10 protein-coding genes are annotated in these 12741 nt (G+C 47.3%); 5 read left to right on the top strand and 5 right to left on the bottom strand.

Translation table 11 applies throughout. The features are described 5' to 3' along the window. Positions 1–344: 344 nt before the first annotated feature. Positions 345–842 (bottom strand): prepilin-type N-terminal cleavage/methylation domain-containing protein, encoded by a 498-nt coding sequence (locus H735_RS25105; protein ID WP_020197010.1) that lies wholly within the window; start codon positions 840–842, stop codon positions 345–347. Positions 843–1219: 377 nt separating this feature from the next. On the opposite strand from H735_RS25105, the gene katG reads away from it, so the two are divergent. Next, positions 1220–3400 (top strand): catalase/peroxidase HPI, encoded by a 2181-nt coding sequence (katG, locus tag H735_RS25100; RefSeq protein ID WP_020197011.1) that lies wholly within the window; start codon positions 1220–1222, stop codon positions 3398–3400. 122 nt (positions 3401–3522) lie between these two features. Here katG and H735_RS25095 read toward each other — a convergent pair whose 3' ends face one another. The 4 genes from H735_RS25095 to H735_RS25080 all read right to left on the bottom strand — a co-directional run bounded on the left by H735_RS25095 (position 3523) and on the right by H735_RS25080 (position 7939). After that, positions 3523–4593 carry a polysaccharide lyase family 7 protein gene (locus H735_RS25095; RefSeq protein WP_020197012.1) on the bottom strand — a complete coding sequence of 357 codons (1071 nt, stop codon included), beginning with the start codon at positions 4591–4593 and terminating at the stop codon, positions 3523–3525. A gap of 260 nt (positions 4594–4853) precedes the next feature. After that, on the bottom strand, positions 4854–6143 hold the full coding sequence (locus tag H735_RS25090) for an MATE family efflux transporter (RefSeq protein WP_020197013.1): 1290 nt from the start codon (positions 6141–6143) through the stop codon (positions 4854–4856). Between the two features lie 183 nt (positions 6144–6326). Continuing rightward, a complete protein-coding gene (locus H735_RS25085) occupies positions 6327–7043 on the bottom strand; it encodes a FadR/GntR family transcriptional regulator (protein WP_005437108.1) in 717 nt (238 codons plus the stop codon). Positions 7044–7162: 119 nt separating this feature from the next. Further along, entirely contained in the window at positions 7163–7939 is a 777-nt protein-coding gene (locus tag H735_RS25080) for an SDR family NAD(P)-dependent oxidoreductase (protein WP_005437107.1), read from the bottom strand. Positions 7940–8307: 368 nt separating this feature from the next. Between H735_RS25080 and H735_RS25075 the strand changes: the two genes are divergently transcribed. The 4 genes from H735_RS25075 (at position 8308) to H735_RS25060 (ending at position 12682) form a co-directional block, all read left to right on the top strand. Continuing rightward, the gene (locus H735_RS25075) at positions 8308–9027 is read left to right on the top strand and encodes a FadR/GntR family transcriptional regulator (RefSeq protein WP_020197014.1); all 720 of its coding nucleotides are present in this window, start codon (positions 8308–8310) and stop codon (positions 9025–9027) included. A gap of 173 nt (positions 9028–9200) precedes the next feature. After that, entirely contained in the window at positions 9201–11063 is a 1863-nt protein-coding gene (locus H735_RS25070; protein ID WP_020197015.1) for a putative nucleotidyltransferase substrate binding domain-containing protein, read from the top strand. Beyond that, positions 11063–11779: a 3'-5' exonuclease gene (locus tag H735_RS25065; protein WP_009705696.1), complete on the top strand. Its 717-nt coding sequence runs from the start codon at positions 11063–11065 to the stop codon at positions 11777–11779. The genes H735_RS25070 and H735_RS25065 overlap by 1 nt, the downstream gene beginning before the upstream one ends. An 18-nt stretch (positions 11780–11797) precedes the next feature. Beyond that, positions 11798–12682, top strand: a complete 885-nt coding sequence (locus tag H735_RS25060; RefSeq protein WP_020197016.1) for a DMT family transporter — start codon at positions 11798–11800, stop codon at positions 12680–12682. The last annotated feature ends 59 nt before the right edge of the window (positions 12683–12741 follow it).

Below are 12741 nucleotides of genomic sequence, written 5' to 3'. Positions count from 1 at the left end.
GCGCCAAATAGGCTACCCGATACAAACGCACACAATACCGCTTTATTCTGTTTGCTTCTCATCCTTTACTTCTCGACTTTAGAGCTCGTAGAGCAACGCTGATTGCTCCGCTCTGATACTAAGTTGAACAGTGATAAATCCTTTCCGGTGAATCGATACGCCAAACAATCTTCGGTTCACTCTGTTGCACACAGCGTTACGATTTTTGGCGAAAACTTAAACCACTTAGTCCAAGAAGTGTGATGACGTTAGAACAAGTTCAATGAAAGCCGACAAGGTTTACAGAGACGTGTCTATTAAAAACGGCCAGATTTGTTGTGCAAAACTGTCGAGGTTCAAAAGAACTAGCAACCGGATGTCACCGTTTCAAAGCTCGGTTCTGAGCCCTCTCCCGATGCTTGGGTGTAAAGGAAATAGCATTGACTGTTCTCTAATGCATCGGCACTTTGAGCAAAACCAATGTAGAGTTTGTTCTTGCCCGGCGCTTCTGGATCAGACACCACCAAATCCCCATCGAGGTTCACCATTTCTTCAACCGAAACGTTGTCTAAATGTCCCCAAACCATCAGAGGTTCGCCATCGTCCTGCGCACCATTTTTGTTCAAATCTAAAAAGGTATTGTCTGTTGCCGTAGAGCCAATCGATACGCCATAACCAAGCTGATACTTAGCATTGGCAATTTGGTTCGCGTTCACCACAGCGCCTCTCACGCCCTCGATCACTGCTGCTCTCGCATCGCCTTGAATATTCAAAAAACGTGGTGCGGCCGTCACGGCTAAAATCCCAAGAATCACGATAACCACGACTAATTCAATTAAGGTGAAACCCTTTGCTGTTCTCATTTAAAAGCCCTGTATTTGTTGCTTAGGGCACATGTTAGAGCGGTGAAATGAGATTACTATTGGCCAACATTGGATTGGGAAATCTTACGTCGGGTTCGAGAACAATCTGACAAAGTGACGAGGGATTAGCGACACTTTGAGGTTCATTTTCTCGCACGAGACTAAGCTTGCGAAAACCATCCTCTTCATCCTTTATCTTCGAAAAGAATTACTGAGATCCAACGTCAATATTGAGCATTAAATACGGTTAAGTTATTGAAGAATGACACTGATCATCTTTTGAACAAAATCCCGAAATATAACGTAAAACCGCAAGGGCGAAATACGCAACCTGTAACTAAACTTTGGGAACACTAACCCCAGTTAGGGAGCAAGAGATGAGCGACAAAAACAATCACTCCAAATGTCCTGTCATGCATGGAGCGAACACCAACCAACAGGCAGCTGAATTCAATTGGTGGCCGAAAACCCTCAACCTCGACATTCTTCATCAACACGACCAAAAAACCGACCCAATGGGCGCGGATTTTAATTATGCCGATGCTTTTAACTCTCTCGATTTAGAGGAAGTAAAAAAAGACCTAAAAGATCTGATGACCGACAGCCAAGATTGGTGGCCAGCAGACTGGGGCCATTACGGTGGCTTGATGATTCGTATGGCGTGGCACTCTGCGGGAACTTATAGAATTGCAGATGGTCGTGGTGGCGCAAGCCGAGGTAATCAACGTTTTGCTCCACTCAACAGTTGGCCAGATAACGGCAACCTAGACAAAGCACGTCGTCTACTTTGGCCAATCAAAAGAAAATACGGCAACAAGTTGTCTTGGGCTGATTTGATGATTCTTGCTGGTAACATGGCTTATGAATCCATGGGCTTTAAAACGTTTGGTTTTGCTGGCGGTCGTGAAGACATTTGGCATCCTGAAAAAGACATTTACTGGGGCGCAGAAAAAGAGTGGTTGCAACCAAGTGGCGGAGAGAACAATCGTTACTCTGGTGAACGCGATCTAGAAAACCCACTTGCAGCCGTAATGATGGGTTTGATTTACGTAAATCCTGAAGGGGTCGATGGCAAACCTGACCCAATCAAAACTGCACACGATATGCGTGTCACCTTTGCGCGCATGGCAATGAACGATGAAGAAACCGTTGCGCTCACCGCGGGTGGTCACACTGTGGGTAAAGCACACGGTAATGGTGATGCTTCCCTACTCGGCCCTGAACCCGAAGGCGCAGAAATTGAAGACCAAGGCTTTGGTTGGCTCAACAAAACCTCTCGCGGCATAGGACGTGATACCGTCACCAGTGGCGTAGAAGGTGCGTGGACCACTAACCCAACCAAATGGGATAACGGCTACTTCCACTTGTTATTCACTTACGACTGGTGGGTTACTAAGAGCCCAGCGGGTGCTGCTCAATGGGAGCCAGTAAACATCAAAGAAGAAGATATGCCGGTGGATGTGGAAGACCCAAGCATTCGTCGCAACCCAATGATGACCGATGCGGATATGGCGCTTAAGTTTGATCCGGAATACCGCAAGATTGCAGAGCGTTTCCGTGATGATCCTAAGTACTTCGAAGATTGTTTCGCCCGCGCTTGGTTTAAACTGACTCACCGCGATCTAGGCCCTAAATCTCGTTACCTCGGCCCTGATGTGCCAGCAGAAGACTTGATTTGGCAAGATCCCGTACCACCTGTCTCTTACCACCTATCTGAAGAGAACATCGATGCGCTCAAGATGGCGATTCTCAATAGTGAATTGAGCATTGCCGAGTTGGTTTCTACCGCTTGGGACAGCGCTCGTACTTACCGTGGTTCTGACCGTCGCGGCGGTGCCAATGGCGCACGTATTCGTCTTGCTCCGCAAAAAGATTGGGTGGGCAACGAGCCAGAAAGATTGCAGAAAGTGTTGAGCGTGCTCGACGATATTCGCACCACACACAACTCGCCAATTAGCATGGCAGACTTGATTGTGCTGGCGGGTGGCGTGGGTATCGAGAAAGCGGCATCCAACGCAGGTATGAATATCTCTGTCCCATTTAGCCAAGGACGTGGAGATGCGACGGACGCCATGACCGATGCCGATTCGTTCGATGTGCTTGAACCAATTCACGATGGCTTCCGCAACTGGCTGAAATCCGATTACGTCGTAACGGCAGAAGAGCTGTTATTGGAAAGAAGCCAATTGATGCAACTGACCGCTGTCGAGATGACGGTGCTCATTGGTGGTATGCGTGTTCTTGGCACCAATTATGGTGGTACAAGCCAAGGTGTATTTACCGATAACGTCGGCGCACTGACCAACGATTTCTTCGTTAACCTCACTGATATGAGCTACACATGGCATCCGACCGGTGATAACGAGTACGAAATCCGCGAACGCGCTTCTGGCCAAACCAAATGGACAGCGTCACGTGTCGACTTAGTATTCGGCTCTAACTCGGTACTGCGCTCTTACGCTGAGGTTTACGCTCAGGACGATAACAAAGAGAAGTTTGTCCAAGACTTTGTCGCAGCTTGGGTGAAAGTGATGAACAACGATCGCTTCGATCTATAACACTTTCCCAGACGCAGACAAACATAGATACCGATAGACATAGATACCCAAAAACTTAGTAATCAACTAAAAATCCCTACCACGTGGTAGGGATTTTTTTAGCAAGAAGTCTAATTTCGGGCTTATTTGCCGTTTAACTTCAGGACAGAGAAGGTCGCACTGCTGTAATCGCCGTTCTTCTTATCCGTCTCGAAATCTCCCGTTCCTTCACAGCCTGTCGCCCAGAAGTTATCGCCAGTTTTCACGCTACATTGTCCGTAAGCGCCCGCTTTAAAGTAGAACCACTCGTTCGCATAACCTTTCGCGAAGTCTTTCTTATCCACTTTTCCATAGGCGTCGACGTTATTGCTCAAGTCGAGTTCATACTTCACGGTTGGGTGGCCTTCGGCTTCGAACGCAAGCTGCATCATGTTGCCTTCGACTTTTACGCTGTAGCTGAACTCTTCACCAAGTGCGATGCCTTTGTCTCCCGGCTCGGCGTTGCTTTCCCATGTATTACCCCATACCGGATAAGCGATGTCCGTACGGTCAGGATCTGCTTTCGCTAGGTTGCGTTCGTATGTCCAGAACACCGATCCCATCTTATGGTTAGGCCATTTCTTGTAGAAGATTTTTAGTGGTTCGTTGCCGTGTCCAAACCCTGTGTTCGCCTCTAATTGAGCCGGATCTTTGCCTGCATGAATCTGCCCTACCACGACGGAATACGCTGGGTATTTTTCTGGATTCTTAGAGCGCGTAGCAACGTGGTTTACTTTTAACGTCGCTTCTATTGTTCCTCCTACTGCGCTGAATGATTCCGCTTGAGGGTGCGCAGCAATCACCCAGTTGTTTTCTGGCGCTTTCACGCTGATATCGACATCAGTGCCTCGCCCCATTTGGCGCAGCTCAGAACGCGCGTTTGTAGAGCCCTTTGTTGTCACCGCCATGTTCGGCACTTCAAAGACCATATTGTCGTTTTCATCTAAGAAGAAAAATTGGTGATGTGAGTAACTGAGCATCGCCACCCCTTCGATTTCATCCGCTCGACCGTTGTTGTCTTTGTCCATTGGCAAGGTGATTTTCCAGTTCATCATGTCGAACTTATCCGCAGGCACTGGATGAGGTGTCTGATTGTGGGCCAAAGCGGTCATTGGTAGCGTAGTAAGTAACGCGGCAGCGAGGAGATTCTTGTTCAGTCTTTTGTTATTACACATGGATTTGGATTTCCTTATTTATGTATTATTGTCGTACATATTAATCATTAATCCAGAGATTAAACCGAACGGAAAATCGGGTGTGTAAAATCGCTCACAGTTTGATCATTGCAAGTTCTACTTGGATCATACTTTAAGAAAAAGTGATAGATAAAAGCAGGTTATTTAAACCAAACACTCAGCAGTAAACTATAGAGACAAAAAAGCCCTCATCGTTAAGGGCTCATTACTAGACGAAAAATCAAAATAAAAACGACAAATTAATCATACATAAGCTTCTCAGCTTTCTTCAGATCAAACTCGTTGAGTGATTTACGCGCCAAGTGCCTAAATGGCAGTGCTTTCACTATTTCTTCAAATGGCATAACGGCGAACGCCCAAAAGAAAGAGAGATCCCAGTGCAGAATGATCAACGCACACAATGGGATGGACACAATCCACTGGCCAGTGAAGTTGATCTTGAAGACTTCTGTGGTCTTACCCAGCGCACGTAACACGTGACCGTGTACCGTGTTATAGCCACGAACAATCGGCAGAAAGACGTATAACGGCGCGATAGAAGCAAGGGCTACATAGGTACTTGGATCTAGGTCTGGGTATAAATCCGGTAGAACAAAACTCAAGGCTAAGAAGAACGCCGCCGAGACAAATGAGATCATCACAGCCATGTCGATGCTGATATCAACATTCTTACGTAGCTCATCCATTTGACGTGAACCAATCGCTTGGCTGATCGTGATCGCCGACGAGTGCGCCCAAGCCGTGATGAACTGTGTCCCTGCTTTGATCCAAGGCATTACGATGGTCATCGCTACGTAGGCGTTCAATGTCAGCTGTGAGTACAACAACATGTAGATAGTCGCGCCGGTTTGCAACATAGTCACGTTTGCTGCAACGGGAAAAATCTCTTTAAAGTGATTTAGCGTGTTGGCCTTCAGTGACGCATCTAGGTTCTTAATCGACAAGACGATGGAATCATCCCATCGAATACAAAGCGTTAAGTACAGCAATCGAATGGTGATGGCGATTAAGCTGCCTGCTGCCGCGCCTTGCACACCAATGCCCTCAAAACCAGCAAAGCCATGAATCAACACGTACGACATTGCCATGTTGACTGGCAGCTCAATCAAGTAACCTTTGAACGGCACTTTGGTTCGGCCAAGTGCATTAAACAAGGCGATCATGACTTGGGTAATCGCGTTAAAGATGATGATGAACTTGGCGACAGCGAGGTAGCGTTCGGTTTCAGCATACAGAGCAACGTTGTCGGTCAACTTACTGATCAACGCTTTGTCGAAGGCGGTAATCAGTGTCCAAAACACAACCGCGACCAAAACGTTGATAATTAAGCCCGCCCAGAAACCTTTGTTCAGCGACAGGTGTTGCCCAGATCCAACTGCACGACTGAGTACCAACTGTGAGCCGTTCGCCAACGCCATTTGGATACCTAAAACAAAGGAGACGATGGTGGTAGCAATACCCATGGCAGCAAGGGAAACTTCACCGAGTGGTGAGACAAGGAAGGTGTCGATCATTAACATCGACTGCATTAATAATGCGTTCAAGGCCAACGGCCAAGCAAGGGAGAGATTTTTTCTTATATAGGGTTGGGAAGACATGGTAGACCTTTCGGAGTTGTCACAAGCGCGACTAGCAAGGAAGCTGTTGCCGCTAAACGTTGGCCTTGCCCTATCCTTTCACCGTTAGAGCAAAGCCAAATACACGTTGATTCATCAACCGTTGACGACCTGAGCCAGTTTTTGGTTTTCGTCGTTAAGCAATGTATGCGACGCGATGCGAGCTTGGTCTCCATTCCCCGCCATAATCGCATCGTAAATCGCGCGATGCTCTTCAATACAGAATCGACCGCCTTCAGCTGAATGATCGATAAACTGCTTGAAGATGGTCGACAAAATATTGCTAAACGGAATGTAGAATTGATTGCCTGTTGCAAGGAATATTGTCTGGTGGAACAGGTGGTCGTTGACCGTCCAATCGTCATAATCGAAACGATTGGCTGCCATGGTCATACGCTGAAAAATGACCGACAATTCTTTGCGTTGCTCTGCTGTTGCGTTATTCGCCGCTAAGGCACAAGCCTCTGGTTCAATCGCTTTACGCAGCCCCAAAAACTGAGCCAGAAACGGCTCGGTATCTTCTAAATCTTGAATCCATTCCAAGAGTTGAGGGTCGAGAAAATGCCAGTGGTTGCGCGCACGAATGGTCGTCCCCACCTTCGGCTTTGACTCGATTAGCCCTTTTGCTGATAGCAGTTTGGTTGACTCGCGTAATGCTGTGCGACTCACGCCAAACGCGTCACAGAGATCCATCTCATTGGGTAGCTTTTCATTTTGGTTTAGCTCACCTGACAGTATTTTGCGGGCGATTTGTCTGGCAACTTGCACATGGATCTTGCGGTGTGAATCCTCCACAAGAGAAAACTTTGCCATTTGACGCTCCTTATAATTATGCTTCCAGTGCCGTAGCACTTGATAAATGATCAAAAAAAGCCAGACGAAGCTGGCTTTTTGAGGTCAGTGTATTCGTCTGAAACGAAATAGGTCAGCGCTTATGGCGCCATTTGTCCGCCGTTTACATCCAGCACTTGGCCAGTGATGTAACCAGAACATGCATGTGAAGCGAAGAAAGCAAACGTTGGTGCTACTTCTTCGATTCGACCGAAGCGACCCATAGGGATACCGCTTGCGATTGCTGCTTTCAACTCATCAGATTTACCATCGTGGAATGCGGTGTCGATAGTACCTGGAGAAACGATGTTGAAACGGATGTTGTCTTTAGTGAACTCTTTCACCCAGTTACGGTGAATGTCGTGTAACCACGCTTTTGATGCCGCGTAGATACCAGCACCAACACCGCCACCTTCACGAGCTGCGATAGAGCCAGTGCTGATCACGCATGCTGTCTCACCAGACTCCGCTGCGGATGCACGTAGATGCGGGATTGAATATTTGGTTGTCATCAACGCAGAACGAGCGTTCAGATCCATCACGCGGTTGTAGAACTCATCATCGATGTTTTCTAGGTTTTCACGACCGCCAAGACCACCAGCGTTGTTGATTAGCACGTCCATGCCACCGAAATGATCGGTAAATTCCTTAACCAGTTTTTCGCAATCTGCAGTCACCATAAGGTTCGCTTGGAAAAACTTAACATCGCCACCAAGTGCGGTTAGCTCAGTCACTGCTGCATCTGCGTCAGGACCGGTTTGATGACTGTTAATGCCGATTTTAGCGCCGTATTTTGCGAACACGCGTGCCGCCGCTAGGCCCATACCTGATGTAGAACCTGTGATAAGTACGCGCTTACCTTTCAAATCGTTAAACATGACAGTTTACCTATGTTAGTTATTCGTGCCTTCGAAATAAATCATACAATAAGATCTATGAGTCGCAAGCGTATTTGCGCCCAATTGAGCGAGATCCGGCAAAATTCGTCAGTTTTGCGTTGCATTTGTGGTTTGGGTCACAACAAGTAGGATTTTACAGCTATTATTTGTATGAATAATTTAACAACTTGATAGCGATAAAAACGATATTGAAGAAGCGGTCAAGTCAACGCAATCATTGATTGTGTCTAGTGAAAACACGCGTTATGTGAACCTTCTTATATTACGTTCACATCTGCTTGGTGGGTGGGGGCAAGAGTGCTATAGTACGGCTTAAATAATACATATTTAGTAATTAAGTGAAGATTATGTCTGGCGAATTTCATTCTATCTCAGGCTCTAAGCGAAGCCTTCATGTGCAAGTAGCGCGTGAAATCGCACGTGGTATTTTGTCTGGTAAGCTTCCTCAGGGCTCTATCCTACCTGGCGAAATGGTTCTTTGTGAGCAATTTGGCATCAGCCGTACTGCACTACGTGAAGCAGTGAAATTGCTAACGTCGAAAGGTCTACTTGAGTCGCGCCCTAAAGTTGGTACTCGCGTCATCAACCGTGCTTACTGGAACTTCTTAGATCCTCAACTGATTGAATGGATGGACGGTCTTGCTGATACTGACCAGTTCTGTGGTCAATTCCTTGGTTTACGCCGTGCGATCGAGCCAGAGGCATGTGCACTTGCTGCTATCCACGCGACTGCGGAACAACGTATTGAATTATCTGAAACTTTCCAACAGATGGTCGACGTTGCAGAAGCGGAAGAGTTTGATCACGAAAAATGGATGGAAGTGGACACTCGCTTCCACAGCCTGATCTTCAATGCAACAGGTAACGACTTCTACCTACCGTTCGGCAATATCCTAACGACGATGTTCGTTAACTTTATTGCGCACTCTTCGGAAGAAGGCAGCACTTGTATCAAAGAACACCGTCAGATTTACGATGCAATCATGGCAGGCAACGCTGACAAAGCGCGCCAAGCATCAGCGAATCACTTATTAGACTCTAAGCACCGCTTAGCGCCAGTAAAATAAGTTCAGCGACGAACCATTGAAAGCACGCGTCCTTCGCGTGCTTTTTTGTATCTACTCCCCTATTGCTTCAGCAAGAACCCTCTCTTTCCTCACAAAAAACTTCTTAATCAGTGATACTTTGATTAAATTTAGATATATAATAATACAAATTAAATTTATTAAAGTGCTGTGTTATGACTGAATCTTTGCTGCCAAACATCCTGCAATTTATCGGGCAAATCGACCCATTCGACAAGATCCCAAAACCCGCCTTGCGTGAACTCGCATCGCACGTGCAGATTACCTACCTTGGCAAAGGTGAAGTCATTGACCAATGCGCGACAGGCCAAGAAAAGTCACTCTACATCATACGTACAGGCTCTATGGAGCAAAGAAAGTCCGATGGTGTGCTACGAGCGAAACTGGGGCCAGAAGACATCTTCGGCTTCACCTTTCTTGGCAACCAAATCGACAGCACGAAAGGCTACCGTGCCATCGCGATTGAGAACTCACTGGTTTATGTAATTCCCAACTCGGCGCTTAAAAAACTGTTCGAAACCCACCCTGAATGTGCAGAGCACTTTGCTTCTCAAGCGCAAGTTCGTTTGAAATCAGCGCTGGATGTGGTGTGGTCAAACAAAGAGAAAGGCTTGTTCATTCGCCGCGTTGGTGAGGTTGCCAGCGGTCGCGTTGCGGTGGTGACTGCCGACCAGTCGATTCAAACCGTTGCAAACGAGATGCTAACCAAATGCTCCCCTTGCGCCGTGGTTTACGAAAACGACAAAATCGTTGGCTTGATTACCGACCGCGATATGACCAAGCGTGTTATCGCACAAGGGGTAAGTACAGACCGCCCTATTTCTGAAGTGATGACCCACGATCCGCAAACCATCAAACCAGATGATCTCGTCTTGCATGCCGCATCGATGATGATGCAGCACAATATTCGCAACCTGCCATTGGTAGAAAACAACAAGGTCGTCGGCGTACTGACTACGACACACCTTGTGCAAAACCACCGTGTGCAAGCCATCTTCTTGATCGAGAAAATCAAATACGCAGGCAGCGTAAAGTCCCTTTCGAGCTTTACCCCAGAGCGCCAAGCGATCTTTGAAGCCTTGGTGGATGGGCACGTTTCACCAGAAGTCATCGGTAAAGTGATGACGATGATCATGGATGCCTACACGCGCCGTTTGATTCAAATTGCGATTGATAAGCTTGGTCCGCCGCCATGTAAGTTCTCATGGATTGTGGCAGGCTCCCACGCTCGTAACGAAGTCCACATGTTGTCGGATCAAGACAGCGCGATTGTCCTTGCTGACCACGCGACAGAGAACGACCGAATTTACTTCAAGCATCTTGCTATGATCGTCAGTAACGGCCTTGCGAGCTGTGATTACCCTTTGTGTCCTGGCAAGTTTATGGCCGCGACGCCAAAGTGGTGCCAACCTCTGAGCGTCTGGAAGAAATACTACAAGAAATGGGTTGCCAACCCAGAATACGAGCGCTTACTAAACATCAGCGTGTTCTTGGAAATTCGTACCCTTTACGGCAATAAAGATTACGAGAGCATCTTGCGAGATGAGCTGCACACCAACATCCGCAGCAATCGTGAGTTCCTCTCCATGCTTGTGAACGATGCGGTGAATACCAACCCACCGTTGGGCATCTTCAACAGTTTGGTTTTGGAGAAGTCAGGTGAGAACAAGAAGACGCTCGATGTGAAGAAATACGCCATCAATCTGATCATTGATTTGGCGCGCATTTACGGTTTGGCGGTTGAATGTGATTTAACGGCAACCGACGAGCGTTTCAAAGCCGCGAATGAAGCGGGCGTATTAAGTGAAGATGCGTACAAGAACATCCTTAACGCGTACCAGTTCATCTTGTCGTTCCGTTTTGCTCATCAGTTAGAAGCGCTGAAACGCGGTGAAGAGCCAAATAACCACATCGACCCAAATACGTTCGGTAGCTTTGAACGCCAACACCTGAAAGACGCCTTCCGAATTATTGCTGACTTGCAAGAAGCGGCGAAAGTGCGCTTTGGGAGCCGTTAATGAAGCGAATCTTAGAACACTTTCATCCTTGCTCGCGCCTGAATCGAAAGCGCGAGCAATACGTTAAACAGACAACCATGCCAGAGCACATTAAAGCGCTGGTTCAAACGCCACGTCTGGAAGCGGCGCAATTTGCACAAGACGCCAATTACATTGTGCTAGATTTGGAAACGACCGGCTTAGACAGCGAAGAAGATCTGATTTTGTCGATCGGTTGGGTAGACATAGCGAATGGCAAAGTGGATCTGGCCACCAGCCAGCACATGTACATCAATAGCGATTCGCAAATCAAACCAGAAACCGCGGTGATCAACCATATTACGCCGCAAATGCTGTCCGAGGGCGTTTCAATCCATGATGCCATGCGAGCGTTTTTCCATGCTGCCAAAGGCAAGATCTTGGTCGCTCACGCTTGTGTGGTCGAAACCCAGTTCATCAATCAATATCTACATCGGGTGTTTAAACTCAGCGAACCGCCTTTGGTTTGGCTCGACACCATGTGCATTGAAAAGCATCTACAGAAAGCGATTAATCCTCGTGACGAAATTGATGTCACTCTCTCTGGTACTCGCGCTCGCTATGGGCTGCCTGAGTACAACGGACACAATGCGTTAGCGGATGCGGTCGCGACGGCAGAGCTGTTGTTGGCACAAAAAACTCGCATTACTCCTCAAGGAAAAACCACCATCGGTACCCTTTATCGATTGAGTCTCTAACTCTCTAACCATTCCAATATGAAAAAATCTGATGTCTCTAGCGCCATCTTCCTTTTGGTGGCGGCGAACTTGGTCGCGTCTCTTTCCGACGTGTCCCTCAAAATGCTTAATGGCGAGGTGCCCACTTTTCAATACGTCTTTATTCGCCAATTAATCAGTCTGGTGTTGCTCTTACCTCTTTGGCTTCGTTTGGATAAACGAGAACGTCAAATGGGATGCGATTGGATCACCTTCTGGCGTGCGCAATTGATTCTGATAGGCAGTGCCAGCGCTATGGTAGCAATCACCCATCTGCCATTGGCGACAGCGAATGCGATTTTCTATGTCGGTCCATTATTGGTGCTGCCGCTCTCGATTATCTTCCTTAAAGAAAAACCCTCCAAAGGCAAGATTTTCGGTACTTTTATTGGTTTTGGTGGCGTCTTAATTGTGCTTCGTCCCGAACATTTCCATTGGGCTGCAATCATTGCTCTCGGCAGTGCGCTTGCCATCGGTGTGGGCAACATCCTTATTCGCCGTATGCCACAAGAGCAGCCTTTGGTGTGCACCTTGTTTTGGACAACGTTAATGACATTACCAGTCGCTTTGTTGCTCGCCTACCCTCAATGGCAAGCCATTACGTGGCAACACCTGATGTGGATTGTGGCAATTAACTTGCTTGTACTTGCTTATCATGCCTTGGTGGTCAAAGCGTTTAAGCGTGCTCCTGCGAGCCAGATTGCACTGGCTGAATATTCTGGACTGGCGTTTGTGACATTGTTTGGTGTGATGTGGTTTGATGAAATACCCGACCTGTTTACCGCACTCGGGATCATTCTGATTGTGCTGCCGATGATGCCGCTTAATTGGCAGCGTTTATTGGGTAACAAGCGTCGAGTAGAGACTGCGCAAGAAGTGTCTTAATCACTTTAAGCAATAAGATAAATACTTAAGAGGAGCACAACGCTCTAATGCCGTTCACT

The organism is Vibrio owensii CAIM 1854 = LMG 25443, from assembly GCF_000817815.1.
Taxonomy (GTDB): Bacteria; Pseudomonadota; Gammaproteobacteria; order Enterobacterales; family Vibrionaceae; genus Vibrio; species Vibrio owensii.
This window is presented reverse-complemented; position numbering and strand designations above follow the sequence as displayed.